Origin of the sequence: Streptomyces sp. NPDC058985 (genome assembly GCF_042740985.1) — a bacterium.
Classification (GTDB): Bacteria; Actinomycetota; Actinomycetes; order Streptomycetales; family Streptomycetaceae; genus Streptomyces.
In genome coordinates this window covers 109,577-134,114 of record NZ_JBHYJX010000001.1, presented here as the reverse complement: position 1 = coordinate 134,114, position 24,538 = coordinate 109,577, and the positions used below count along the sequence as shown (strand labels likewise).

23 protein-coding genes are annotated in these 24,538 nt (G+C 74.7%); 18 read left to right on the top strand and 5 right to left on the bottom strand.

Translation table 11 applies throughout. From position 1 onward, the window contains the following. Nucleotides 1-89 precede the first annotated feature (89 nt). The gene (gene glmS / locus ACFW01_RS00565; RefSeq protein WP_234955366.1) at nucleotides 90-1,937 is read left to right on the top strand and encodes a glutamine--fructose-6-phosphate transaminase (isomerizing); all 1,848 of its coding nucleotides are present in this window, start codon (nucleotides 90-92) and stop codon (nucleotides 1,935-1,937) included. A 12-nt stretch (nucleotides 1,938-1,949) separates the two neighbouring features. Here glmS and ACFW01_RS00560 read toward each other — a convergent pair whose 3' ends face one another. After that, complete coding sequence (locus ACFW01_RS00560; protein WP_234955364.1) at nucleotides 1,950-2,411, bottom strand: ASCH domain-containing protein; 462 nt, start codon at nucleotides 2,409-2,411, stop codon at nucleotides 1,950-1,952. Nucleotides 2,412-2,519: 108 nt separating this feature from the next. Then, the gene (locus ACFW01_RS00555) at nucleotides 2,520-3,986 is read right to left on the bottom strand and encodes an NAD(P)H-hydrate dehydratase (protein ID WP_234955363.1); all 1,467 of its coding nucleotides are present in this window, start codon (nucleotides 3,984-3,986) and stop codon (nucleotides 2,520-2,522) included. 70 nt (nucleotides 3,987-4,056) lie between these two features. On the opposite strand from ACFW01_RS00555, the gene ACFW01_RS00550 reads away from it, so the two are divergent. Next, a complete protein-coding gene (locus ACFW01_RS00550; RefSeq protein WP_234955361.1) occupies nucleotides 4,057-4,704 on the top strand; it encodes an XRE family transcriptional regulator in 648 nt (215 codons plus the stop codon). Between the two features lie 166 nt (nucleotides 4,705-4,870). Here ACFW01_RS00550 and ACFW01_RS00545 read toward each other — a convergent pair whose 3' ends face one another. Then, nucleotides 4,871-5,242 (bottom strand): holo-ACP synthase, encoded by a 372-nt coding sequence (locus ACFW01_RS00545; protein WP_234955359.1) that lies wholly within the window; start codon nucleotides 5,240-5,242, stop codon nucleotides 4,871-4,873. A gap of 89 nt (nucleotides 5,243-5,331) precedes the next feature. Between ACFW01_RS00545 and alr the strand changes: the two genes are divergently transcribed. The 4 genes from alr to ACFW01_RS00525 all read left to right on the top strand — a co-directional run bounded on the left by alr (nucleotide 5,332) and on the right by ACFW01_RS00525 (nucleotide 8,700). Further along, nucleotides 5,332-6,498 (top strand): alanine racemase, encoded by a 1,167-nt coding sequence (gene alr, locus ACFW01_RS00540; protein WP_234955357.1) that lies wholly within the window; start codon nucleotides 5,332-5,334, stop codon nucleotides 6,496-6,498. A gap of 113 nt (nucleotides 6,499-6,611) precedes the next feature. Further along, nucleotides 6,612-7,871 carry an alpha/beta fold hydrolase gene (locus tag ACFW01_RS00535; RefSeq protein ID WP_234955355.1) on the top strand — a complete coding sequence of 420 codons (1,260 nt, stop codon included), beginning with the start codon at nucleotides 6,612-6,614 and terminating at the stop codon, nucleotides 7,869-7,871. Next, nucleotides 7,837-8,370 carry a tRNA (adenosine(37)-N6)-threonylcarbamoyltransferase complex ATPase subunit type 1 TsaE gene (gene tsaE / locus ACFW01_RS00530; RefSeq protein WP_384501894.1) on the top strand — a complete coding sequence of 178 codons (534 nt, stop codon included), beginning with the start codon at nucleotides 7,837-7,839 and terminating at the stop codon, nucleotides 8,368-8,370. The genes ACFW01_RS00535 and tsaE overlap by 35 nt, the downstream gene beginning before the upstream one ends. Before the next feature lie 156 nt (nucleotides 8,371-8,526). After that, nucleotides 8,527-8,700, top strand: coding sequence for a hypothetical protein (locus ACFW01_RS00525; protein WP_234955351.1), 174 nt, complete (start codon nucleotides 8,527-8,529; stop codon nucleotides 8,698-8,700). A 79-nt stretch (nucleotides 8,701-8,779) separates the two neighbouring features. Here ACFW01_RS00525 and ACFW01_RS00520 read toward each other — a convergent pair whose 3' ends face one another. Beyond that, nucleotides 8,780-9,334 (bottom strand): hypothetical protein, encoded by a 555-nt coding sequence (locus ACFW01_RS00520; protein WP_234955350.1) that lies wholly within the window; start codon nucleotides 9,332-9,334, stop codon nucleotides 8,780-8,782. A gap of 151 nt (nucleotides 9,335-9,485) precedes the next feature. On the opposite strand from ACFW01_RS00520, the gene tsaB reads away from it, so the two are divergent. The 10 genes from tsaB to ACFW01_RS00470 all read left to right on the top strand — a co-directional run bounded on the left by tsaB (nucleotide 9,486) and on the right by ACFW01_RS00470 (nucleotide 21,410). Further along, nucleotides 9,486-10,139 (top strand): tRNA (adenosine(37)-N6)-threonylcarbamoyltransferase complex dimerization subunit type 1 TsaB, encoded by a 654-nt coding sequence (gene tsaB, locus ACFW01_RS00515; protein WP_234955349.1) that lies wholly within the window; start codon nucleotides 9,486-9,488, stop codon nucleotides 10,137-10,139. Nucleotides 10,140-10,189: 50 nt separating this feature from the next. After that, complete coding sequence (gene rimI / locus ACFW01_RS00510) at nucleotides 10,190-10,675, top strand: ribosomal protein S18-alanine N-acetyltransferase (protein ID WP_234955448.1); 486 nt, start codon at nucleotides 10,190-10,192, stop codon at nucleotides 10,673-10,675. Then, nucleotides 10,668-11,786 (top strand): tRNA (adenosine(37)-N6)-threonylcarbamoyltransferase complex transferase subunit TsaD, encoded by a 1,119-nt coding sequence (tsaD, locus tag ACFW01_RS00505; RefSeq protein WP_384501891.1) that lies wholly within the window; start codon nucleotides 10,668-10,670, stop codon nucleotides 11,784-11,786. Before rimI ends, tsaD begins: the two co-directional genes overlap by 8 nt. After that, nucleotides 11,783-12,037, top strand: coding sequence for a hypothetical protein (locus ACFW01_RS00500; protein ID WP_161327674.1), 255 nt, complete (start codon nucleotides 11,783-11,785; stop codon nucleotides 12,035-12,037). The genes tsaD and ACFW01_RS00500 overlap by 4 nt, the downstream gene beginning before the upstream one ends. A gap of 81 nt (nucleotides 12,038-12,118) precedes the next feature. Further along, nucleotides 12,119-12,514: a CU044_2847 family protein gene (locus tag ACFW01_RS00495; protein WP_384501889.1), complete on the top strand. Its 396-nt coding sequence runs from the start codon at nucleotides 12,119-12,121 to the stop codon at nucleotides 12,512-12,514. A gap of 3 nt (nucleotides 12,515-12,517) precedes the next feature. After that, the gene (locus ACFW01_RS00490; protein WP_384501887.1) at nucleotides 12,518-14,662 is read left to right on the top strand and encodes a trypsin-like peptidase domain-containing protein; all 2,145 of its coding nucleotides are present in this window, start codon (nucleotides 12,518-12,520) and stop codon (nucleotides 14,660-14,662) included. Beyond that, nucleotides 14,659-15,609, top strand: a complete 951-nt coding sequence (locus ACFW01_RS00485) for a MoxR family ATPase (protein WP_122615788.1) — start codon at nucleotides 14,659-14,661, stop codon at nucleotides 15,607-15,609. Before ACFW01_RS00490 ends, ACFW01_RS00485 begins: the two co-directional genes overlap by 4 nt. Nucleotides 15,610-15,611: 2 nt before the next feature. Further along, nucleotides 15,612-18,944, top strand: coding sequence for an SAV_2336 N-terminal domain-related protein (locus tag ACFW01_RS00480; protein WP_384501885.1), 3,333 nt, complete (start codon nucleotides 15,612-15,614; stop codon nucleotides 18,942-18,944). Nucleotides 18,945-19,082: 138 nt separating this feature from the next. Then, nucleotides 19,083-20,135, top strand: a complete 1,053-nt coding sequence (locus ACFW01_RS00475) for a LacI family DNA-binding transcriptional regulator (protein WP_234955344.1) — start codon at nucleotides 19,083-19,085, stop codon at nucleotides 20,133-20,135. A gap of 237 nt (nucleotides 20,136-20,372) precedes the next feature. Beyond that, nucleotides 20,373-21,410: an LCP family protein gene (locus ACFW01_RS00470; protein ID WP_234955343.1), complete on the top strand. Its 1,038-nt coding sequence runs from the start codon at nucleotides 20,373-20,375 to the stop codon at nucleotides 21,408-21,410. A 165-nt stretch (nucleotides 21,411-21,575) separates the two neighbouring features. On the opposite strand, the gene ACFW01_RS00465 is transcribed toward ACFW01_RS00470, so the two are convergent. Further along, a complete protein-coding gene (locus tag ACFW01_RS00465; RefSeq protein WP_384501882.1) occupies nucleotides 21,576-22,868 on the bottom strand; it encodes a methyltransferase domain-containing protein in 1,293 nt (430 codons plus the stop codon). On the opposite strand from ACFW01_RS00465, the gene ACFW01_RS00460 reads away from it, so the two are divergent. Next, complete coding sequence (locus ACFW01_RS00460) at nucleotides 22,851-23,807, top strand: polysaccharide deacetylase family protein (RefSeq protein WP_234955340.1); 957 nt, start codon at nucleotides 22,851-22,853, stop codon at nucleotides 23,805-23,807. The two genes, ACFW01_RS00465 and ACFW01_RS00460, sit on opposite strands and share 18 nt — an antisense overlap. Then, the gene (locus ACFW01_RS00455; protein ID WP_384501880.1) at nucleotides 23,804-24,532 is read left to right on the top strand and encodes a polysaccharide deacetylase family protein; all 729 of its coding nucleotides are present in this window, start codon (nucleotides 23,804-23,806) and stop codon (nucleotides 24,530-24,532) included. The genes ACFW01_RS00460 and ACFW01_RS00455 overlap by 4 nt, the downstream gene beginning before the upstream one ends. Nucleotides 24,533-24,538: the final 6 nt, after the last annotated feature.

The following is a 24,538-nucleotide window of genomic DNA, read 5'->3' as shown; positions in this document are numbered from 1 at the left end:
CGCCGGGGCGTTCGTACCCCGGTGGGAATTTCCGATTTCGGGCACGACAAGGCCGGTTCGCGATCGAATCTGATCGTAGGCTGCCGGGCATGTGCGGAATCGTGGGATACGTGGGGTCGCAGTCGGCGCTCGATGTCGTGATGGCCGGACTGAAGCGGCTCGAGTACCGGGGATACGACTCGGCGGGCGTGGCCGTGCTCGCGGACGGCGGCCTCGCCACCGCGAAGCGGGCCGGCAAGCTCGTCAACCTCGACAAGGAACTGTCCGAACACCCGCTGCCGTCCGCCGTGACCGGCATCGGCCACACCCGCTGGGCCACCCACGGCGGCCCCACCGACACCAACGCCCACCCGCACCTCGACAACGCGGGCCGGGTGGCCGTGGTGCACAACGGCATCATCGAGAACTTCGCGGCCCTGCGGGCCGAGCTGGCCGAGCGCGGCCACGAACTGCCCTCCGAGACCGACACCGAGGTCGTCGCCCACCTGCTCGCCGAGGAGTTCTCCGCCTGCGCCGACCTCGCCGAGGCGATGCGGCTGGTGTGCCGGCGGCTGGAGGGCGCGTTCACCCTGGTCGCGGTGCACGCGGACGCGCCGGACGTGGTCGTCGGCGCCCGCCGCAACTCGCCGCTGGTGGTGGGAGTGGGGGAGGGCGAGGCCTTCCTCGCCTCGGACGTGGCGGCCTTCATCGCGCACACCCGGGACGCCCTCGAGCTGGGGCAGGACCAGGTCGTCGAAGTGCGCCGGGACGGTGTGACGGTCACCGGCTTCGACGGCAGCCCCGCCGAGGTCCGCTCGTACCACGTCGACTGGGACGCCTCGGCCGCCGAGAAGGCCGGCTACGCCTCCTTCATGCTCAAGGAGATCGCCGAGCAGCCCCAGGCGGTCGCCGACACCCTGCTGGGCCGCATCGACGGGTCCGGCACGCTGAGCCTGGACGAGGTGCGCATCCCGCCGGGGGTGCTGCGCGAGGTCGGCAAGGTCGTCATCGTCGCCTGCGGTACGGCCTTCCACGCCGGGCTGATCGCCAAGTACGCCATCGAGCACTGGACGCGGGTCCCCTGCGAGGTGGAGCTGGCCAGCGAGTTCCGCTACCGCGACCCGATCCTCGACCAGCAGACGCTGGTCGTCGCGATCTCCCAGTCCGGCGAGACCATGGACACCCTCATGGCCCTGCGCCACGCCCGCGAGCAGGGCGCCAAGGTGCTGGCCATCTGCAACACCAACGGCTCCACCATCCCGCGAGAGTCCGACGCGGTGCTCTACACGCACGCGGGACCCGAGGTCGCCGTCGCCTCCACCAAGGCGTTCCTCACCCAGCTGGTCGCCTGCTACCTGGTCGCCCTCTACCTCGGGCAGGTGCGGGGCACCAAGTACGGCGACGAGATCCGCGACGTCGTCCGCGACCTCGCGCGGATCTCCGGCGCGGTCGAACGGGTGCTGGAGACCATGGAGCCCGTGCGCGAGCTGGCGCGCTCCCTCGCCCACAAGAACACGGTGCTGTTCCTGGGCCGGCACGTCGGGCACCCGGTCGCCCTCGAAGGCGCGCTGAAGCTCAAGGAGTTGGCGTACATGCACGCCGAGGGCTTCGCGGCGGGGGAGCTGAAGCACGGGCCGATCGCGCTGATCGAGGAGGACCTGCCGGTCGTCGTGGTCGTGCCCTCGCCACGCGGCCGCTCCGTCCTGCACGACAAGATCGTGTCGAACATCCAGGAGATCAGGGCCCGGGGCGCCCGCACCATCGTGATCGCCGAGGAGGGCGACGAGGCGGTCGTCCCGTACGCCGACCACCTGGTCCGCGTCCCGGCCACGCCGACCCTGCTCCAGCCGCTGGTGGCGACGGTGCCGTTGCAGGTCTTCGCGTGCGAGCTGGCGACGGCCCGGGGCAACGAGGTGGACCAGCCGCGGAACCTGGCGAAGTCGGTGACGGTCGAGTGACGGAGCGGCGCCTCAGCGGGCGGGGGCGGGCAGCACGCTGACGACCCGGAAGCGTTCGAGCACCGCCGGCGTCGTGTCGTCCACGGTGAACTCCGGGTCGTCCAGGGCCGCGCGCATCTCCTCGCCGTGCCAGAACTCCTCGTGGCCCGCCCGCCACTCGGCCACGCTGGTGTACCCCTCGCCCTCGTCCGCCGCGTGGGCGAGATCCACCTCGCCGAGCGGGACCACGCGTACCTCGGTCACCTCGACGACGGCCACCGGGCGCTCGTGCGAGTCGACGACCACCCCGCGGTCACCGGCCCGCGGCAGCGGCTCGTCCTCGTGCTCGTAGTCGAGGAGCAGGCCGGTCGTGGAGGTCTTCGATCCGTCCAGGACCGCCGCGACGAGCTGGTCGCGCAGGGGGCCGGGGAAGGCGAACTCGACCTTGGGCAGCGAGCCGAGGTCCGTGGGCACGGGGTCCTGACCGGGGGGCATGCGGCCACCCTACGCGGGGCGTCGCGGCGCAGCCCCCCGCTCAGCCCTTCCCTCCTGCTCAGCCTTCCCCCCGCTCAGCCCTTCCCTCCTGCTCAGCCTTCCCCCTGCTCAGCCCTCCCGCACATCCCGCCAAGCCCGCGGAATCGCCCCCGCCACGTCGTGCGCCCCGGCCGGGGCGCCGTCGGCCGCGAAGCGCCCTGCCAGACCGTGCAGGTAGGCGGCCGTGCTGCCCGCGTCCAGGGCCGACAGCCCCGCTGCCAGCAGGGAGCCCGCGAGCCCGGAGAGCACGTCCCCGCTCCCGGCCGTCGCGAGCCACGACGTGCCCGTCGGGTTGACCCGGACCGGCCCTCCGTCCGCCCCCGCCACCACCGTCGTCGAGCCCTTCAGCAGCACCGTCGCCCCGTACCGCGCCGCCAGTTCCCGCGCCGAGGCCAGCCGCGCCCCCTCGACCTCCTCCCGGCCCACCCCGAGCAGGGCGGCCGCCTCCCCGGCGTGCGGTGTCATCAGCGTCGCCGCCGTGCGTGCCCGCACCGCGTCCGCGTCGGCCAGCCGCAGCCCGTCCGCGTCGATCAGCACCGGCACTTCGGCCGCCAGCACCTCGGCCACCGTCCCCGCGTCGTCACCGGCCCCCGGTCCGACCACCCACGCCTGCACCCGCCCCGCCCGCTTCGGGCCCCGTTCGGACACGAGCGTCTCCGGGAAGCGGGCGATCACCGCGTCCCCCGCCGGACCGACGTACCGCACCGCCCCGGCCCCGCCCCGCAGCGCACCCGCGACGGCGAGCACCGCCGCGCCCGGATAACGGTCCGACCCGGCGGCGACCCCCACGACCCCCCGCCGGTACTTGTCGCTCTCCGCGCCCGGCACCGGCAGCAGCCGGGCCACGTCCGCGTGCTGCAGGGCCTCCAGCTCGGCCGCCTCACCCGGCAGCGGCAGCCCGATGTCCACCAGCCGCACCGAACCGGCGTACTCCCGCGCCGGATCGACCAGCAGCCCCGGCTTGTGCGCCCCGAAGGTGACCGTCAGGTCGGCGCGGACCGCGGCCCCCCGCACCTCCCCGGTGTCCGCGTCGACCCCGCTCGGCAGGTCGACGGCGACGACTGCGGCCCGGGACCGCGCGGCCGCGTCCGCGAGCGGCACCGCCTCCTGCCGCAACCCGCCCTTGCCGCCGATCCCGACGATCCCGTCGACGACCAGGTCGGCCCGCGTGACCAGCTCCACGGCCGACCCGGCACCGGTCTGCGGCCCGACCGCCACCGCCCGGCCACCCGCCCGGCGCAACGCGGCCAGCCCCGGTCCGTGCGCGCGGTCCGGCGCCAGCAGCACCGCCGTCACCCCCGCCCCCCGCCGGGCCAGCCGCGCCCCGGCGTACAGGGCGTCACCGCCGTTGTCCCCGCTGCCGACCAGCAGCACCACCCGGCTGCCGTAGACCCGGCCCGCCACCCGCCCGAGCACCTCGGCGCAGGCGGCGGCGAGCCCGGCGGCGGCCCGTTGCATCAACGCCCCCTCCGGCAGCCGTGCCATCTCCTGGCGTTCCGCCGTCCTGACCGTCTCCACGCTGTACGCAGTCCGCATGCCGTCGAGTCTTCCCCGTACACCCGGAACACGCACGAGCCCGCCGCCCGCGATGCGGGACAGTTGTCCCATGGGCGACGAGGAGACGGCACAGGTCATGACCTCGCTGGGGACCCGCCTGCGGGCGATCCGGCAGGCCCGCGGGCTCACCCTGGCGCAGCTCGCCGCGGCCACCGGCGTCTCCGTGAGCACGCTGTCCCGGCTGGAGTCGGGGCGCCGGGAGCCCGGACTGCGGCACCTGCTGCCGCTGGCCAGGGCTCACCGCCTGCCCCTGGACGAACTGGTCGGCTCCAGCACCGGCGACCCCCGCGTCCACCCCCGGCCCTTCACCCGGCACGGCCAGACCTGGGTCCCGCTCACCCGGAACCCGAACGACGGGCTGCACGCGTACAAGCAGATCCTCCCCGCCCCGCCCGTCCCGCGGACCCCGGGCGCCCCGCGCCCAGAACAGGGGTCCCACGAGGGCCACGAGTGGCTCTACGTCCTCTCCGGCCGCCTGCTCCTCGCCCTCGGCGACCACGACCTGGTCCTGACGGCCGGCGAGACCGCGGAGTTCGACACCCGCGTCCCGCACGGCATCGCCAACGCGGGGGACCGGCCGGTCGAGTGGATCGCCCTGTACGGCGCCCAGGGCGAGCGCATGCACATCCGGGTCCGGCCGACCGGGGGCGGCGGGACCCGGGGACCCTTGGAGAAGCCGACCGGGGGCGGCCCTTGACCGCCGGTGAAGAGGTGTCCCCGGGGGCGGCTTTGAGGGCCCGTGGAGCACCGCCCCCGGGGCGGTGCCGGCGCACCTGTGGAGAACGGCCCTGGGAGCGGCCCTGGAGCGCCCGTGGAGAGTGCACCGGCGGCGGCCCCCGAGTACCCGTGGAGAAAGGCGGGCGCTACCCCTCCGCGATCACCACCGCCGAGGCCACCCCCGCGTCATGGCTGAGCGACACGTGCCACGACGCCACCCCCAGCTCCGCCGCCCGTGCCGCCACCGTCCCCGTCACCCGCAGCCGCGGCCGGCCGCTGTCCTCGACGTACACCTCGGCGTCGGTCCAGAGCAGGCCGGCCGGTGCGCCCAGCGCCTTGGCCAGTGCCTCCTTCGCCGCGAAGCGGGCGGCGAGCGAGGCGACGCCCCGGCGCTCCCCGCTCGGCAGCCGCAGCTCGCTCTCCAGGAAGAGCCGCTCCGCCATGGCCGGAGTGCGCTCCAGCGACGTCCCGAACCGCTCGATCTCGGCCACGTCGATCCCGACCCCGATGATGCTCATGCCGGGCACCCTAACCACTGCCGGCCGCCGCCCGGCGGTGACGCCGGGCACACGGCGACGGCCGGGGGCTCTGAGAGACTGTGGGCACGATGAGTGAGACAGCTGCTCGGCGGGACGCGGTACTGCGGGCCCGGGCCGAGATCGACCTGGCCGCCCTGCGGGCCAACGTCCGCGCCCTGCGCGAACGCGCCCCCGGGGCCGCTCTCATGGCCGTCGTCAAGGCCGACGGATACGGCCACGGCGCGGCACCCTGCGCCCGCGCGGCCGTCGAGGCGGGTGCGACCTGGGTGGGCACGGCCACCCCGCAGGAGGCGCTCGCGCTGCGCGCGGAGGCCGGACTGCCGGACGACGTACGGATCATGTGCTGGCTGTGGACGCCGGGCGGCCCCTGGCGGGAGGCCGTGGAAGCCGGTCTCGACGTCTCCGTCAGCGCCCTGTGGGCCCTGACGGAGGTCACCGCGGCGGCACGGCTCGCCGGGCGCACCGCGCTCGTGCAGCTCAAGGCCGACACCGGGCTCGGCCGGGGCGGTTGCCAGCCGGGTGCGGACTGGGCGGAACTGGTCCGGCAGGCCCTGCGCGCCGAGGCCGAGGGCCTGCTCCGGGTCACCGGGCTCTGGTCGCACTTCGCCTGCGCCGACGAGCCCGGGCACCCCTCCATCGCCGCCCAGCTCACCCTCTTCCGGGAGATGACCGCGTACGCCGAGCGGCAGGGCGTACGCCCCGACGTGCGGCACATCGCCAACTCGCCGGCCACGCTCACCCTCCCCGAGGCCCACTTCGACCTGGTGCGGCCCGGCATCGCGATGTACGGCGTCTCGCCCAGCCCCGAGATCGGCACCCCCGCCGACCTCGGACTGCGGCCCGTGATGACGCTGACCGCCGCGCTGGCCCTGGTCAAGCAGGTCCCCGGCGGCCACGGCGTCAGCTACGGGCACCACTACACGACCCCCGGCGACACCACCCTCGGCCTCGTCCCCCTCGGCTACGCGGACGGCATCCCGCGCCACGCCTCCTCCACCGGCCCCGTCCTGGTCGACGGCAAGTGGCGCACCGTCGCGGGGCGGATCGCGATGGACCAGTTCGTCGTCGACCTCGGCGGCGACCGGCCGGAACCGGGCGCCGAGGCAGTGCTGTTCGGGCCCGGCGACCGAGGCGAGCCCACCGCCGAGGACTGGGCGCAGGCGGCGGGCACCATCGGGTACGAGATCGTCACCCGGATCGGATCCCGCGTGCCGCGCGTCTACTTGAACGAGTGACCCGTCCGTAGGGGAGGACGCGCCGCCCCGCGCACGGCGTGACGCGCGTTCAGGTGAATCGGCAACCAGTAGTGGGTATCCGCACAGCGGCCCGGCGAAGAGGAGCGGTGTACGTGAGCGAGAGCAACGCGGAGGCCGTCGCGTCGGCCGTCGCCTCCGCCACGGAAGCGGCCACCGAGGCCGCCGCCGGCGGCTGGCGCCGGGCGACCGGCATCGCCGGCGTCGCCATAGGCGTGGTCGCGGCGGGTGCGGCGGCCGGCGTGGCGATAGAGCGGCTGACGGTCGGCCGCGGGATGCGCCAGAAGGCCCGGCTCGCCCTGGACTCGGCGGGACCGTACGGCGGACTGCGCGGCAACCCCGGCAAGGCGTACGCCGGCGACGGCACCGAGCTGTACTACGAGGTCGACGACGTCGAACCGGCGGCGGAGTCCGCGCTCACCCGGCGCAGACGGCGGCTGTTCGGCCGCAAGGAGCCCGCTCCGGTGACCGTTGTCTTCAGCCACGGCTACTGCCTCAACCAGGACTCCTGGCACTTCCAGCGGGCCGCTCTGAGGGGCGTCGTCCGCACCGTGCACTGGGACCAGCGCAGCCACGGCCGGTCCGCGCGGGGCGTGGCCCAGGCGCGGGACGGCCGCCCGGTCACCATCGAGGAGCTGGGCCGGGACCTGAAGGCCGTCATCGACGCGGCCGTGCCCGAGGGGCCGATCGTGCTGGTCGGGCACTCCATGGGCGGCATGACCGTGATGGCCCTGGCCGACGCCTTCCCCGACCTGGTCCGCGAGCGGGTCGTCGGCGTCGCCCTGGTCGGCACCTCCTCCGGCCGCCTCGGCGAGGTCAACTTCGGGCTGCCGGTGGCCGGTGTCAACGCGGTCCGGCGGGTCCTGCCGGGCGTGCTGAAGGCGCTGGGGCAGCGGGCCGAGCTGGTGGAGAAGGGGCGGCGGGCGACGGCGGACCTGTTCGCCGGGATCATCAAGCGGTACTCGTTCGCCACCCGGGACGTCGACCCGGCCGTGGCCCGGTTCGCCGAGCGGATGATCGAGTCGACGCCGATCGACGTGGTCGCCGAGTACTACCCGGCCTTCAACGACCACGACAAGACCGAGGCCCTCGCCCACTTCGCCGGCCTGCCGGTCCTGGTGCTGGCCGGGGTGCGCGACCTGGTGACGCCCAGCGAGCACAGCGAGGCGATCGCGGGACTGCTGCCGGACGCGGAGCTGGTGCTGGTCCCCGACGCGGGGCACCTGGTGATGCTGGAGCACCCGGAGCTGGTCACGGACCGGCTGGCCGACCTGCTCGCCCGCGCGGGCGCGGTGCCGGCAGCGGCTACCGTGGACGGCTATGGAAGCACCAGCAGCAGCGCGGGGCCCGGCTGAGCCGGACCGGCCCGCCCCCGAGACCGAGATCACCGTCACCTCCCCCGAGCAGATGCGGGAACTGGGCCGCAGGCTCGCCAAGCTGCTGCGCGCCGGTGACCTGGTGATGCTCAGCGGGGAGCTGGGCGCGGGCAAGACGACGCTGACCCGGGGGCTCGGTGAGGGCTTGGAGGTGCGCGGCGCCGTCACCTCCCCGACCTTCGTGATCGCCCGCGTGCACCCCTCGCTCGGTGACGGCCCGCCGCTCGTCCATGTGGACGCCTACCGGCTCTCCGGCGGCCTGGACGACATGGAGGACCTCGACCTGGACGTCTCCCTGCCCGACTCGGTGATCGTCGTGGAGTGGGGCGAGGGCAAGGTCGAGGAGCTGACCGACGACCGGTTGCAGCTGTGGATCCACCGCGCCGTCGGCGACGCCACGGACGAGGTGCGGCACGTGACGGTGACCGGCGTCGGCGCGCGCTGGGCCGAGGCCGACATGAGCGTGCTCGCCGGCTGAGCGCCGCACCCGTCGGCGCCGCGGCGGACGCCGCCGGGATGTTCCGACAAGGCGTCGGGAAAATATTGCGTTCCGGGTCTTGCGCGTGGTCACATGGTACCCAGCTCGTGGTTAGGCATGCCTAACCACGCCGCCCCCGACCTTCAGGAGGCGTCCATGTCCCAGACCGAGCCGCAGACCCGCCGCAGGCCGCAGCCGCCCGCGCTCGGCGGGGTGCCCATGAGTGAACTGCTGGCGTCCTGCGCCGCCGCCGCGGCGGTCTCGACGCCGCCGCGCGCACCCGAGCCGGAGACCCGCGGGCCCGTCCGGGAGCACCGCGAGGCCGCCTGACCTCCCAAGGCTCCGCGCCTCGGGGAGCGACTCGGGGAGCGCCTCAGGAAACGACTCAGGAAACGACCCAGGGGGCGACTCAGGGAACGACGACGACCGGCTGCCCGATCGTCGCGAACCGCCACATCGCGTCGCCGTCCGCGCGCGACTCCCGGATGCCGCCGGTGCGCTCGCCCGGATCGGGCTTCGCCGTCGAGCCGTCGAGCGCCGCGCTGAACCCGATGACCACGCCCTCGGTGCTGGTGAAGCGCACGACGTGCTCGACCGGGACGCCGTCGGACCCGGTGACCCGGTTGGACCTGGAGGTGACCGCGTAGGTGCCCGGCGCCGGATCGACCGAGCTGGGCGTGACCCGGAAGGTGCGCCGCACCTCGCCGCCCGCGCCGACCAGCCACACCCGGTCGTCGTCCACCGAGTACACCACCCGTTCACCCTGGCCGGATCCGGTCGGCAGTGCCTCGGGGTGCCTGCGGTCGCGCGGTGCCTTGGAGGCGCCCGGGGCGGGTGTGCTGTCGGCCCGGGTCCGGCCGAGGTCGGCCGGGACGTTGGCCGACGCCTGGTGGGCGAGGAAGCCGATGGTCGCGAGGGCGGCCGCGGTGAGGCCGGTGACGAAACCGGCGCTGCTGCTTGCCACGGGCGACCACCTCGTCGTCGTACGTCGTGCCTGCGTTCCCGGGCGACGGTAGCAGTACGTGACGTGGTGACCGCGCTGTGCGACACGGGGAGAGGCGGGGGCCGCCGACCGGGCGTCCGCCGAGGGGCGCGCGGCGCCGTAGGCTGTTTGCGTGCTCTTGCTCGCTCTGGATACCGCCACGCCCGCCGTGACCGTCGCGCTGCACGACGGTACGGACGTCATCGCCTCGTCGAGCCAGGTGGACGCACGCCGGCACGGCGAGCTGCTGCTGCCCGCCGTCGACCGGGTGCTCGCCGAGGCCGGACTGCGGCTCGACGCCGTCACCGGGATCGTCGCCGGCATCGGCCCCGGCCCGTACACGGGGCTGCGCGTCGGCCTGATGACCGCGGACACATTCGGGCTCGCGCTCGGGGTGCCCGTGCACGGCGTGTGCACGCTGGACGGCCTCGCCTACGCCGCCGACCTGCAAGGACCCTTCGTGGTGGCGACCGACGCCCGCCGCAAGGAGGTCTACTGGGCGCGCTACGCCGACTCCCGCACCCGCCTCACCGACCCGGCCGTCGACCGCCCCGCCGACATCGCCGGGCAGGTGGCCGGAGTCCCGGCCGTCGGCGCGGGCGCACTGCTCTACCCGGACACCTTCCCGAAGGCGCACGAGCCCGAGCACGTGTCCGCCGCCGCCCTCGCGTGCCTGGCCGCCGAGAAGCTGGCCGCGGGCGAGAAGCTGTCCGAGCCCCGGCCGCTGTACCTGCGCAGGCCCGACGCCCAGGTCCCCAAGAACTACAAGGTGGTCACCCCCAAGTGACCGGAGCGACCGAACCCGTGACCCCGGCCGTGGACGCCGGGCTGCGCGAGATGCGCTGGTGGGACATCGACGCCGTGCTCCGCATGGAACGGGAGCTGTTCCCGGAGGACGCCTGGTCGCGGGGCATGTTCTGGTCCGAGCTGGCCCACGCCCGCGGCCCCGGGGCGACCCGGCGGTACCTGGTCGCCGAGGAGGACGGCCGTCTCGTCGGCTACGCCGGTCTCGTCACCTCCGGGGAGCAGGGCGACGTGCAGACCATCGCCGTCGCCCGCGACCACTGGGGGACCGGCCTCGGCGCGCGGCTGCTGACCGAGCTGCTGCGGGCCGCGACCGCCTTCGAATGCACCGAGGTGCTGCTGGAGTGCCGGGTGGACAACACCCGCGCCCAGCGGCTGTACGAGCGGTTCGGCTTCGAGCCCATCGGCTTCAGGCGCGGCTACTACCAGCCGGGCAACGTGGACGCCCTGGTGATGCGCCTGACCGACCCTTCCACCTCCGTACCGGGAACCGAACGAGGAACCGACCACCATGGCTGACTCACGCGACGAGCCGCTCGTCCTCGGGATCGAGACCTCCTGCGACGAGACCGGCGTCGGTGTCGTCCGCGGCACCACCCTGCTGGCCGACGCCATCGCGTCCAGCGTCGACGAGCACGCCCGCTTCGGCGGCGTCGTCCCCGAAGTGGCCAGCCGCGCCCACCTGGAGGCGATGGTCCCCACCATCGACCGCGCCCTCAAGGAGGCCGGGGTCAGCGCCCGCGACCTCGACGGCATCGCCGTCACCGCCGGTCCGGGCCTGGCCGGCGCCCTGCTGGTCGGCGTCTCGGCGGCCAAGGCGTACGCGTACGCCCTCGGCAAGCCCCTGTACGGCGTCAACCACCTCGCCTCGCACATCTGCGTCGACCAGCTGGAGCACGGCGCGCTGCCCGAGCCGACGATGGCGCTGCTGGTCTCCGGCGGCCACTCCTCGCTGCTGCTCTCGACGGACATCACCTCCGACGTCCGCCCGATGGGCGCCACCATCGACGACGCCGCCGGCGAGGCCTTCGACAAGATCGCCCGGGTGCTGAACCTGGGCTTCCCCGGCGGCCCGGTCATCGACCGGTACGCGCGCGAGGGCGACCCGGACGCGATCGCCTTCCCGCGCGGGCTGACCGGTCCGCGCGACCCGGCGTACGACTTCTCCTTCTCCGGGCTGAAGACGGCCGTGGCCCGCTGGATCGAGGCGAAGCGGGCGGCGGGGGAGGAGGTGCCGGTGCGGGACGTGTCGGCGTCCTTCCAGGAGGCGGTCGTGGACGTGCTGACCCGCAAGGCGGTGCGCGCCTGCAAGGACGAGGGCGTCGACCACCTGATGATCGGCGGCGGCGTCGCCGCCAACTCCCGGCTGCGCGCGCTGGCCCAGGAGCGCTGCGAGGCGGCCGGCATCCGGCTGCGGGTGCCGCGCCCCAAGCTCTGCACGGACAACGGCGCCATGGTGGCCGCCCTCGGCGCCGAGATGGTCGCCCGGGGCCGGGCCGCCTCCGACTGGGACCTGTCCGCGGACTCGTCGCTGCCGGTGACCGACCCGCACGTGCCGGGGACCGGCCACGGCCACGGCCACGCGCACGACCACGTCCACGAGGTCGGCAAGGAGAACCTGTACTCGTGACCGTCGCCCTGATGTGGGAGGCGCGGGCCGTGCCCGGCCGGGGCGCGGACCTGCTGGCCTGGACCCGCGCCCAGCCGCTCGCCGGCACCCCGCTCCGCCGCGAGACCCTGCGCGCCCCGCAGGACCGGGTCCTGGTCATCACCTGGTGGGACGCCCCGTACGACGCGGAACTTCCGGAACTGCCCGAACCCGACGGGGACCTGGTCACGAGGGCGGTGCACCGGTGGCGGTTCGAGTCGGTCGGTGACTGATCCGGTGCGCAATGCATCGATCGGGTAACCGAGTTGGCCGAGGGCGCCGCCCAACCGGGCCCCGCCGACGAGAATATGAAGGTGTCCACTTCACCTGACCTCGAACTCGACGACGGTACGCCGGTCCGGTTCCTGCTGGCGCCCGCGGACGGCACGGTGCCGGTCCCGGACGACGACGACCTGCCGGACGGCATGGGCCGGGCGGTGCCGGTGGCTCGCAAGAGGGGCTCCGTCGCCCAGTTCGCGACCGGGGCGCTGCGCGGCGCGCTGAGCCCGTTGGGGCCGCTCATCCAGGAGGTCCACGACGCGGCCACGGACGTCCCCGACCCGCCCACCGAACTGAGCGTCACCTTCGGCGTCCAGGTGGGTCAGGACCTCAAGCTCGGGATCGTGGGCGGCACGGGCACGGCCCACCTCACCGTCACCGCGAGCTGGAGACCCGCACCCGAACCCGGCACGACGACCGCCGGGGAGTGAGGCGTGGGGTGGTTCGGAACCGCGGGGGACGGGGCCGGCGATCCCTCCCGGTACGTCGTGTCGATACGGCGGCCCGAGGGCGGCAGGACCGTGGGGGCGGGCTTCGTGCTCGGCGGCGACACCGTGCTGACCTGCGCGCACGTGGTCAACGCCGCTTTGGACAGACCGATGCTGGAGCCGCGCGCACCCGGCCCGGACGAGATCGCCGTCGAGGTTGACGACGGGGACACCGTGGTGAGGTACCCGGCCCGGGTGGCCCACTGGATCGCCCCGCGCACCGCGGCCGGCGGTGCGGTGCCGCCGCAGGACGACGAGTGGCTCGGCGACCTCGCCGTACTCCGGGTCGACGGCCCGCCCGGCGGCCTGCCCGCCGGGCCCCGGCTGACGGCCATGGCGGCCGGCCAGCAGGTGGACGCCTGGCACGGCACCGGCGCGGCGGCCACCTACGCCCGTCTCACCGTGCACGCGCCCGGCCGCTCCCGCGCCTACCTGGACGGGGCGCCCACCGGCATGGCGGTCGGCCCCGGCTACAGCGGCGGCCCGCTGTGGTGCGCGAGCGAGCGGGCCGTGGTCGGCCTGGTCGTCGCCCACTTCATGCCGCCCCGCAACCCCGACAGCGGCGCTCCGCTCCCGTACAGCCCCCAGCACCTGGTGCGGCGCAGCTGGGGCGTGCCCTGGCAGCGCGTCGAGGACGAGCTGCGCCCGCTGGGCCTGCTGGAGGGCGCGGTGTCCGAGCAGCTCGACCCGGACGACCCCGCCCTCCTGCTGCTGGTGGAGGCGATCGAGGACACCTTCCCCTCGGCGAGCAGCCGGGTCGCCGGCGCCCAGCGGCTGGCCCGGGCCTGCGGGGTCGCGCCCGGCAGCGATGTCACCCCGCCCACGCCCGAGGAGTTCGCCGCGTTCCTGCTCACCCACCCGCGGGCCCTCGCGGCGCTGGCCGGGAACCTGCGGCGCGGCGCCCCGCAGGACGCCGACCGGGTGCTGGCCGCGGGCGGACTGGCCCGTACCCCCAGGCTGCTGTCCCCGCAGGAGCACACCGCCCTCCGCAAGCACCTGCGCACGATGGAGCCGGAGGTGCTCGCGCGGTTCCCCGAGGCGGTCCGCGCCGCCCTGCCGCACCTGGCGGCCATGCCCGGCGGCTCCACCGCTCAGGCCCTCCTCGACCAGCTGGAGGCGCTGCCCGGCGACGGCCGTGCGGACAGCGGGGAGCGCAGGGTGCCCGCACTGCTGCGGGTGATGGAGTACATCGGCGCGCTCTGCCCCGGTGCCCGACGGGCCGAGCTGCGGCTGTGGGCGGACGGGGTGGCGACCCGGCTCGGCATCGAACGGGCGGCGCTCGGCGAACGACGCGCCGACGCCCAGGAGTGGGTGCGCTCCCTGCGCGCCCGCGCCGCCCGCGTCCGCGTACTGGTCCAGGTGACACCGGCCGGTCAGGGCCGTCACCGGCTGCGGACCTGGTGCGACGAGGGCGCCGGACCGCGCCAGGTCTCCACCGACAGCGTGCGCTCGTACTCCGCGGCCGAGGCGGCCGGCGAAGTGCTGCGCGTGCTCGACTCCCTCACCCCGCCCGCCCGGGACGAACGGCCGCCCCTCGTGGAGGTCCTGGTCGACCGGGCGGGCCTCAACCTGCCCGTGGACGAGTGGACGGTACGGGACCCGGAAGAGCTGGTTCCGGGCGTCCTCGGCGTGGAGTTCCCGCTGGTGGTGCACTGCCCCGAACTCCTGCGCAGGCACGGGCGCTTCATGGGCCACTGGCGCAGCCGCTGGGACCGGCTCGACTCGGGCAAGACCTTCGTCGTCTCCGAGGCGATGGACCGGGACACCATCTACTCCCGCCTCGTCAACCAGCTCGACACCGTACGCGTCTGTGTGGACGTACCGCCCGGCCCGCGGGACGGCATCGTGCAGACCTGCCTCGCCCTGGGCATACCGGTGGTGGTGTGGGACCGCGGCCGCGACGGGGCCGCCCACACCGTCCGCCACATGGCGAAGGTCGCCACCCGTGAGATGCCCGACGGAGTACGCGACTACCGCGCCGGAGCCAAGGCCAGCCCACCCGACTACCCCGGCCGCCCGGTACTCGCCTGGGCGGACGCCGACCGCACCGTGCCCCGCCTGCACCTGACCGAACCCCAGGAGAGCACATGACATCCGCTGCCGACGCCGAATGGCGCCTCTTCCGCGGCGACGGCGTCCCCCGGTCCGTCTCGCTGCCCTCGGCGCCGCCGTGGCGCCGCTTCGTCCCCACCCGGTCGATGCGCCCGGAACTGCCCTACGTGATCGCGCCCCAGCACGCCGACGTGGTCAACGCGGCCCTGCACCTGCGCCGTCCGCTGCTGGTCACCGGACCGGCCGGCACCGGCAAGTCCTCCCTCGCCCGGGCCGTCGCCCACGAGCTGCGCCTGGGCGAACTGCTGCGCTGGCCGGTCAACAGCCGCTCCACCGTCAAGGACGCCCTCTACCAGTACGACGCCATCGGCCGGCTGCGGGAGACGACCCTCAGCCGGGACCGCGGCGAACGCGAACCGCCCGTCGGCACGTTCATCCGGCTCGGCCCGCTCGGCACCGCGCTGGTGCCCTCCGCCAGCCCGCGCTGCCTGCTCGTCGACGAGATGGACAAGGGCGACGTCGACCTGCCGAACGACCTGCTCACCGTCTTCGAGGAGGGCTTCTTCGACATCCCGGAACTGACCCGGCTGCCGGAGGACATGGCCGACGTCGAGGTGCAGACCCACGACCACCGGGGCACCGTCCGGGTGCACCAGGGGCTCGTGCAGTGTGCCGAGTTCCCCGTCGTCGTCATCACCAGCAACGGCGAGCGCGACTTCCCGCCGGCGTTCCTGCGCCGCTGTCTGCGGCTCGACCTGCCGCTGCCCGACGAGGAGCGGCTGCGCACCATCGTCGCCGCCCACCTCGGCCCGGAGGCGATGCGGGAGGCGGACGACCTGATCGAGGCGTTCCTGCGCCGCCGCGCCCTCGGTGAACTCGCCACCGACCAGCTGCTCAACGCGGTGTTCCTGCGCACCGGCGGCGTCGACCTGGACGCGGAGGGGCTGCTGGACGCCGTCCTGCACCAGCTCACCGGGGCGATGTGACCATGCCGGCCGGGGGAGAGCGGCTGGCCGAGGCGCTGCGGCTGCTCGGCGTCTGCCGGGTGGACCTGGACGCCGACCAGGTCCTCGACGTGCTGTGGCTGGCCCGGCGGCTGCCGGCGGGCGCCGAAGCACCCCTCCACCGGCAGGCACCCGCCCGCCCCCAGCCGCCCGAACCCGCCGACGCCCCGGAACCGGCGGACCGGCCCGCCGCGCCGCAGCGGACCTCCGAGCCGGGCGACCCGGAACTGCCGGACCTCACCAGCCCCAGCACCCTGCACGCGGGCGTCCGCAACACCCCCGAGCCCCCGCCCCGGTTCGCGACCACCGGCCAGGAACCCCGGCGGGCCCTGCCGGTGCGCGTCCCGGAGGAGAAGGCGCTCGGCAACGAACTGGCGCTCGGACGGTCACTCAGGCCGCTGCGCCGCCGCCACGACAGCCGCCACCGCACGGAGATCGACGAGGACCGCACGGCCGCCGCACTCGCCGAGACCAACCTGCCCGACGTGGTGGTACGGCCGGTGCGCGAACGCTGGCTCAACCTCGTACTGCTCGTCGACGACGGCCTGTCGATGCTGCTGTGGCACCGCCTGGGCACCGAACTGCGCACCCTCCTGGAACGCCTCGGCGCCTTCGCGGTCACCCGCGTCCTCGGCCTCGACACCCGCACCCCGGGCCGGCCGCGCCTGCACGCCCGGCCGTTCCGCCCCGGCAGCACCGAACTGCCGCTGAGCACCGTCAACGACCCCTCCGGCCGCACCCTGCTGCTGGTCGTCAGCGACGGAATGGGCCCCGCCTGGCGGTCCGGCGCGATGCACGCGCTGCTCGCCGAGCGGGCGGCCCGCGGTCCCGTCGCGCTCCTGCACACCCTGCCGCCGGACATGTGGGAGGCCTCCGGCATCAGTGCCGAACGCTGGCAGGCCACCACCCGGCGCGTCGGCGGCGCCAACACCTCGTGGCAGGTCGTCGACCCGGTGCTGCCGCCCGAACTGAGCCGGTTCGACGACATCCCGGTCCCCGTCCTCGAACCCACGGCTGCCTCCCTCGGCGTCTGGTCCCGCCTGCTCGCCTCGCCGGGCACCACCGTGGAGCTGCCCCTGCTGGTCCGCCCCGACCGCTACGCCGCCGTCGCGCCCGCGCGGGACCTGAGCAGCGCCCAGCACTTCCGCGACGCCGCCACCCCGGAGGCGTACCGCCTGGCCGCCCACCTCGCGGCGGTCGCCCCGCTGTCGGTGCCCGTGATGCGGCTGGTGCAGACGGCGGTGGACTGGCCGGCCACCACCTCGCACCTGGCGGAGGTGTTCCTCGGCGGCCTGGTCCGCCCGCATCCGGCACCCGTGTCGGGGCCGCTGCCCGCCAAGCACCGGGTCTTCGACTTCACCGACACCTCCAAGGCGGTCCTGCTCGACGCGGTCCCGCAGGCCGAACTCCTGCGCACCGGCCGCCGGATCGGGCGCCGCCTGGAGGAGCTGGCCGGGAACTCGCCGGACTTCCCCGCCTGGCTGCTCCATCCCGACGGTTCCGACGCCCTGCCCGGCTCCCAGCAGCCGTTCACCAGCGTGGAGCGCAGGCTGCTCGCCCGGTTCGGGGTGTCGGTCGGCGGCGAGCGCCCCGCCCCCGGTCCCGGCTCGCCGGGGCCCGGCACCGGCCGGGACGACTGGCAGCCGCTCACCGAGGACGACCCGCGCCGCATCGGCCGGTACGAGCTGCGCGGCCGTCGGCGGGGGCGGCGCACGATCGTCTACCGGGGCGTCGACCGGCGGGGCCGGGAGGCCGTACTGCGGATACCGCGCCCCGACCTGCCCGCCGTCAACGCCGGACTCGTCACGGTGGAGGCCGAGGCGCTGTCCCGGCTGGACGGCCAGTACGCGCCCGTGCTGCTCGCCAGCGGGCTCCGGGACTCGCCGCCCTGGCTGGCCATGACCCCGATCGCGGACGCGGCGGCGCCCGACGCCCCGCCGCTGCGGCTCTCGGAGATCTTCGCCCGGGCCCTCACCGACGGCACCGCCCCCTTCGACATCCTCCGGGGCCTGCTCGTCTCCTGCTACCTCGCCAACGCCGTCGCCCTCTGCCACCTCAACGGCCTCGTGCCCGCCACCCTCGACGCCGACAGCGTGTACGTGCTGCGCCGCACCGTCGTCCTGGGCGACCTGTCGGACTGCGCCGTCGACGGCGCGTACCTGGGCTCGGGCGCCGCACCCACCCGCGAGGACAACGTGCGGGCCCTCGGGGAACTGCTCCAGGTCATCAGCACCAAGGCCGGCTGGGACCTGCCGGGACTGCCCGAGGGCATGCACCTGTGGCAGGGCGACACCTGGGAGCAGCTGCGCCGCCTCGTACTGCGCTGCATGGATCCGGACCCGGCCGTGCGGCCCGGGGCGGGCGAGGTCGCCGAGGTCCTCGCCCGCTACGTCGCCCGCACCCGCCTCCAGCTCGGCGAGGCCGTTTCACGCGGCGCCCAGGGCGGCCCGGCCACGCGCGTGCCGCTCACCCCGCCCGCCACCGCCGTCCCCGCGCCACGCTCGACGCTGCGGCTGCCGCGCTTCGGTACCGGCCGCCGGGAGGCGCAGAGCCGTATGGAGCGGGTGCGCAGCGCACCCCTGCGGCACAGCAGGCGCCTCACCCTGATCGGCGCCTACCACTACAGCGGACGCGCCACGACCACCATGGTGCTCGGCTCCGTCCTCGCCGCCGCGCGCGGCGAGCCCGTCCTGGCTCTCGACGGATCCGCCTCCGAGGGCTCGCTGGACGCCTTCCTCACCGACCGCAACCCGGCCGTCGTACGCGACCTGGCGGCCCTGCCGCCCACGCCGGCATACGAGGAGATCCGCGCCCGCACGACCCGGCTGCCGTCCGGCCTCGAAGTGGTCGCCCACCGCAGTGGCCACTTCAGCCCCAACCCGGCCCACCAGCAGGAGTACGCGCACGTGCTGGCGCAGACGGCGCACTACTACCCCTTCGTCCTCACCGACTGGTCCCCACTGCGGCTCGACCGCTCGGCCGGTGTGGTCCTCGACCACACCGACCGGCTGATCCTCTGCTGCGGGACCGCCGACTGGTTCCTGGACGCGGCCGTCCGCACCCTCACCATCGTCCGCGGCGCCGGCCGGGAGGAGCAGGCGCGGCGGGCCCTCGTCGTCGCCACCGACCTCGGCGGGCCCTCGGTCCGGAGGCCGCCGGAGACGTTCGCCCGGCGGCTGCGCGTCGATCCCAGGCAGGTCCTGTACGTACCCTTCGACCCCGCCCTGCAGTCCCCCGACTGGCAGCTGCACCGGCTGCGACCGGCCACGGTGGAGGCGTTCCTCCTGCTGGCCGAACGGGTGACGGAGGAGGGCTGAGCCGACGGGCCCGGACGGGCGTCTCGAATGTTTTGGTGTACTGGCCGAATGTTTTGGTGCGGGCGCTCGGTGCGGCCATCCGGCCCCCGGTCCGCCGAGGGCTTCGTCCTGCGGCCCCGCAGGGATACGATCGCCGCCATGACATCCCCGCAGCCCGCTGAAACCCGGACGCCAAAGCGGTCCGCGCAGACCGCGACCCTCGCCGAGATCGCGCGCGCGGCCGGTGTGTCGGCGCCGACTGTTTCGAAGGTGCTCAACGGCCGCGCCGACGTCGCGCCCTCGACCCGGGCCCGCGTGGAGGAGCTGCTGCGCACCCACGGCTACCGGCGCCGCCGGGCCGAGTCGACCCGTTCGCCGCTGATCGACCTGGTCTTCCACGAGCTGGAGAGCGCCTGGGCGATGGAGGTCATCCGGGGCGTGGAGAACGTGGCCCGGGACACCGGGCTCAGCGTGGTGCTCTCCGAGAGCGCGGGGCGCCTCACGCCCGGCCGGACCTGGGCCGACCAGGTCGCCGCCCGCCGCCCGCACGGCGTGATCCTGGTCCTGTCCGGCCTCGACGAGTCCCAGCGGGCCCTGCTCACCAGCCGCTCCATCCCCTTCGTGGTGATGGACCCGGCGGGCGACCCCGGCGCCGACGTGCCGTCCATCGGCGCCACCAACTGGCAGGGCGGACTCGCCGCCACCCGGCACCTGGTCGACCTCGGGCACACCCGCATCGGGGCGATCAGCGGCCCCACCCGGATGATGTGCAGCCGCGCCCGTGTCGACGGCTACCGGGCCGCCCTGGAGACCGCCGGGCTGCCGGTCGAACCCGACCTGATCGTGACCGGCGACTTCCACCACGAGGCCGGTTACCGGCGGGGCCTGGAGCTGCTGCGCCGCCCCGACCGGCCGACCGCCGTCTTCGCGGGCAACGACCTCCAGGCGCTGGGCCTGTACGAGGCCGCGCGTGAGCTGGGGCTGCGCATCCCACAGGACCTCAGCGTGGTCGGCTTCGACGACCTGCCGGTGGCCCGCTGGGTGGGGCCGCCGCTGACGACCGTGCGGCAGCCGCTGACCGAGATGGCCGAGGCGGCGGCACGGCTGGTCCTGGACCTCGGGCGGGACGACGGCTCCGCGTCGGCGACCCGGGTGGAGCTGGCCACCAGCCTGGAGGTGCGCAGCAGCACGGCGGCGCCCGGCACCGGCTGAGCCACGCGGAAGCGCGAGCCGCGCCGAAGCGCGAGCCGCGCCGAAGCGCGAGCCGCGCCGAAGCGCGAGCCGCGCCGAAGCCCGAGCCGCGCCGAAGCCCGAGCCGCGCCGAAGTCTGAGAATTTACGCAGAATCCCGACCCGCACGTTCCTGATTCAACAATTCCGACTTATGTTCCCTCCGACGGGGCACTCGCGTGGGGACGCGAACGGGACCGGCTGGGGCGGGGGCGGACGCATGGCTGCGCGGGACGCGCGGGACGGGCGCGGTGGGCGCTCGAAGGGGTTCAAGGTGGCCGGCCTGGCGCTCGCCGGGGCGCTGCTGCTCGGGTTCGCCGCGGCGGGCTGGGCGTACTGGCACCTGAACGGCAACATCAACAGCGTCGACATCGAGGGCGCGCTCGGCGACGACCGCCCCGCCCGCCCGGCCACCGTCCCCTCCACCTCGCCCTCCGCCTCCCCGGTGCCCACGGGCGCCCTGAACATCCTCGTCCTCGGCTCGGACTCGCGCAGCGGCGAGGAGAACCGGGAACTCGGCGGCGGCGACAGCGGGGGCGCCCGCTCCGACACGGCGATGGTCGTCCACCTCGACGCGGGCCGCACCGCCGCCACCGTGGTCAGCATCCCGCGCGACACGCTCGTCGACCGTCCCTCCTGCCCGCTGGAGTCCGGTGACTCGACCCGCCGGGCGAGCAACGCGATGTTCAACACCGCGTACGAACTGGGCGGCCCGGTCTGCGCGGTCAAGACCGTCGAGTCCTTCACCGGTGTCCGCATGGACCACTACATCGAGATCGACTTCTCCGGCTTCGCCAAGCTGGTCGACGCGCTGGGCGGGGTCACCGTCACCACGGACGTGGACATCGACGACGACAAGAGCCACCTGCACCTGGACGCCGGCACCCACCACCTCGACGGCACCGAGGCGCTCGGCCTGGCCCGCACCCGCTACGGGCTGGCGGGCGGCAGCGACCTGGCCCGGATAGAGCTCCAGCAGAACCTGGTCAAGGCGCTCCTCGAACAGATCGCGACCACCGACCTGCTCACCGACCCCCCGCGCCTCTACCAGGTCGCGGACGCGGTCACCGGCAGCCTCACCACCGACACCGGCCTGGACTCGCTGGGCGAGCTGACCGGCCTCGGCCGCAGCCTCAGGGGCCTCGCGGCCGACGACGTACGCACCGTGACCATGCCGGTGGACCCGGCGCCCTGGGACCCCAACCGGGTGATCGCCCGCGAGCCGGACGCCGCTGACCTGTGGGAATCGCTGCGCTGACTCAAGCGCGGCGTGTCGCACTGCACCCCTCCGGCACCGCGCCCGCTCCCGTGCGGTGAGCTGCGGGCATGTCAGTTTCCGTCCGGGGCCACGCGAACGAGTGGACGATCCTCGCCTCGCCGGTTCAGGCACCGATGCCGCGCACTCCGCTCAGCCGCCGTCAGCTCACCGGGACGGCCGCACCGGCTGCCCCACCAGCATCGCCGGCGCTCCCGCGACCCGGGTCAGGAACACGGTCGCCGCGTTCGGCCCCTGCGGCTTGACCTTCCGCCGCAGTTCCTCCGGCTCGACCGCCGACCCCCGTTTCTTCACGGTCAGCGTGCCGACCGTCCGCTCCCGCAGCAGCGCCTTCAGCTTCTTCACGTTGAAGGGCATCAGGTCGGTGATCTCGTACGCCGTGGCGTACGGCGTCGGCAGCAGTTCGTCCGCGGTGACGTAGGCGATGGTCGCGTCGAGCAGCCCGCCGCCGACCTGTTCGGCGACCTCGGCGACCAGATGGGCGCGGATCACGGCGCCGTCCGGCTCGTACAGGTACCGGCCGGGTGTGCGGACCTCCGGGTCGGGCAGGCCGGTGCCGGGCAGGGTGCGGGGCCCGGGCAGCAGCGTGGCCCGCACCGCCCCCGCGGCGCCGCCGAACCACAGCACCGCCTCCTTCACGTCCCCGCCGTCGGAGATCCACTCGGCCTCGGCGTCCTCCGGCACCGCCTCGTGCGGAATGCCGGGCGCCACCTTCAGCGCGGCGGCACGGGAGGCCGTACGGGCCGCGCCGACGGCCCAGGACAGCGGCGGCGAGTACGCCTCGGGGTCGAAGATCCTCCCCCTGCCGCCGCGCCGGGCCGGATCGACGAAGACCGCGTCGTACCCGCTGGTGTCCACCGCCTCGACATCCGCCTCGCGCACCTCGACCAGTTCGGCCAGCCCCAGCGCCTCGGCGTTGGCGCGGGCCGCCGCGGCGGTCGCCGGGTCGCGGTCCACCGCCAGCACCCGGATGCCGGCCCGGGCCAGCGCGATCGCGTCGCCCCCGATCCCGCAGCACAGGTCGGCCACGGAGGTGACACCCAGAGCCGCGAACCGCTCCGCCCGGTACGCCGCCACGCTCGCCCGCGTGGACTGCTCGACCCCGTTGGCCGTGAAGAACATCCGCCCCGCGTCCCCGGCCCCGAACTTCGCCGCCGCCCGCTGCCGCAGCCGCGCCTGCCCGAGCGCGGCCGACACCAGCGCGGCCGGGTGTTCGCGGCGCAGCCGGGTGGCGACGGCCAACTCCCGCGCGGGGTCGGTGTCGCGCACCTCGTCGAGGAGCGCGCGGCCTTCGGGGGTGAGCAGGGAGAGCAGGGCGTCGAGGTCGTTCACCGCCTCATTGTGGGCCAGTCGGTGGATGGTGTGCCTCCGGCGCGGTGTCGGACGGGGTCCGGCGGCCCGGGACTGCGAGGATCCGGCACCATGCGAGCAGTCGTACAAAATGACAAAAGCCGGGCGTCTCGGGTGCTGCGGGCGGCGACTGCCCCCGGACCGCGCGGACGCGCCGCCACCGTCACCGCCGTCCTCGCCGTGGCCGCCCTCGCCGCCGGCTGTGCGCAGGACACCTCGGACGTCCGGGGCGCCCACGGCCAGGAGCCCCTCCAGGCACCCCCGGCGCGCGCGCTCGACGCGTACGCGGCCAAACTGCGCGCGGCCCAGGCCGCCCGGGTCGCCGCCGCCAAGCGCTGGGACCTCAGGAAGGTCCCGCTGAACGCTCCCGCGCCCCCCGCGAAGAAGCCGGAGATCAAGGCGCGCGACGGCTTCGAGGTCGAGGGCCAGGAGGAGGACGGCCTCCCGCCGGTCTTCACCACGGTCCCCACCAAGGAGAAGATCGTCTTCCTCACCATCGACGACGGCGCCGAGAAGGACCGGGCGTTCCTGAGGATGATGAGCGAGCTGAAGATCCCGTACACCGTCTTCCTCACCGACGAGGAGATCAAGGACGACTACGGCTACTTCAAGAAGATGCAGGCCCGCGGCGTCACCCTCAACAACCACACCCTGAGCCACCCCTACCTCCCCGGCCTCTCCTACGCGGAGCAGAAGCGGGAGATCTGCGGCATGCAGGAGGTCATGGAGAAGCGCTACGGCAAGCGCCCCGTCCTCTTCCGCCCGCCCTTCGGCAACTACAACCGCGACACCCTGCGCGCCGCGAAGTCCTGCGGCATCAAGTACGCGCCCATCTGGAGCGAGGAGGTGTTCGTCGACCACTGGGAGTACCGCGAGTGGGACCGGGACCTGCACCCCGGGGACATCGTCCTCACCCACTTCCGGGGCCGCGAGGACTGGGACGGCACGATGACCGACATGGCCCGGCGCTTCCTGAACCGGATCACGGCCGAGGGCTACGCGGTGGCCCGCCTGGAGGACTACCTGTGAGGCGAGGGCGGCTCCGGCCGGCCGGGGCCGCCCTGGCCGCCGTACTGCTCACCGGATGCGCCCAGTTCGCCGGCCCCGCCGGACACCCGGCCGCCGGGGAACCGGCCCGGGGCGGCGACCGGTCCGGCGACCAGCACCGGAACCTCCCGCCCGTCGTGGACCACGTCCGCACCACCGACCGGGTCGTCTTCCTCACCTACGACGACAGCGCCGAGCGCGACCCCCGCTTCGCCGCCCTGATCCGCGAGCGGCGCCTCCCCGTCACCCTGTTCCTCACCGACACCGTGGCCGGACCGGCGTACGGCCACTTCGCGGGGCTGCGCTCGGTGGGCGCGAGCCTGCAGAACCACACCCTGGACCACCGCTCCCTGCGGGGCCTGCCCTACGCCGGCCAGCGCGCCGAGATCTGCGGCCAGCAGACCAAGCTCAGGTCCCGCTTCGGCGTCCGCCCCCACCTCTTCCGCCCGCCGTACGGCACGTACGACACGACGACCCTGCGCGCCGCCGCCGACTGCGGCATCACGGCCGTGGTCCTGTGGCGGGCGTCCCTGAACGCCGACGGCCACCTCGCCTACACCCGGGGCGAGCACCGCCTGCACCCCGGCGACATCGTGTCCGTGGACCTGACGGTCCATACGGAGGGTTTGCTGGAGACGATCGAGGAGCAGGGGCTGAAGGTGGGCAACTTGAACGACTACCTCGCTTCCAGCCCGTCCGGCGTTTGAGGACGA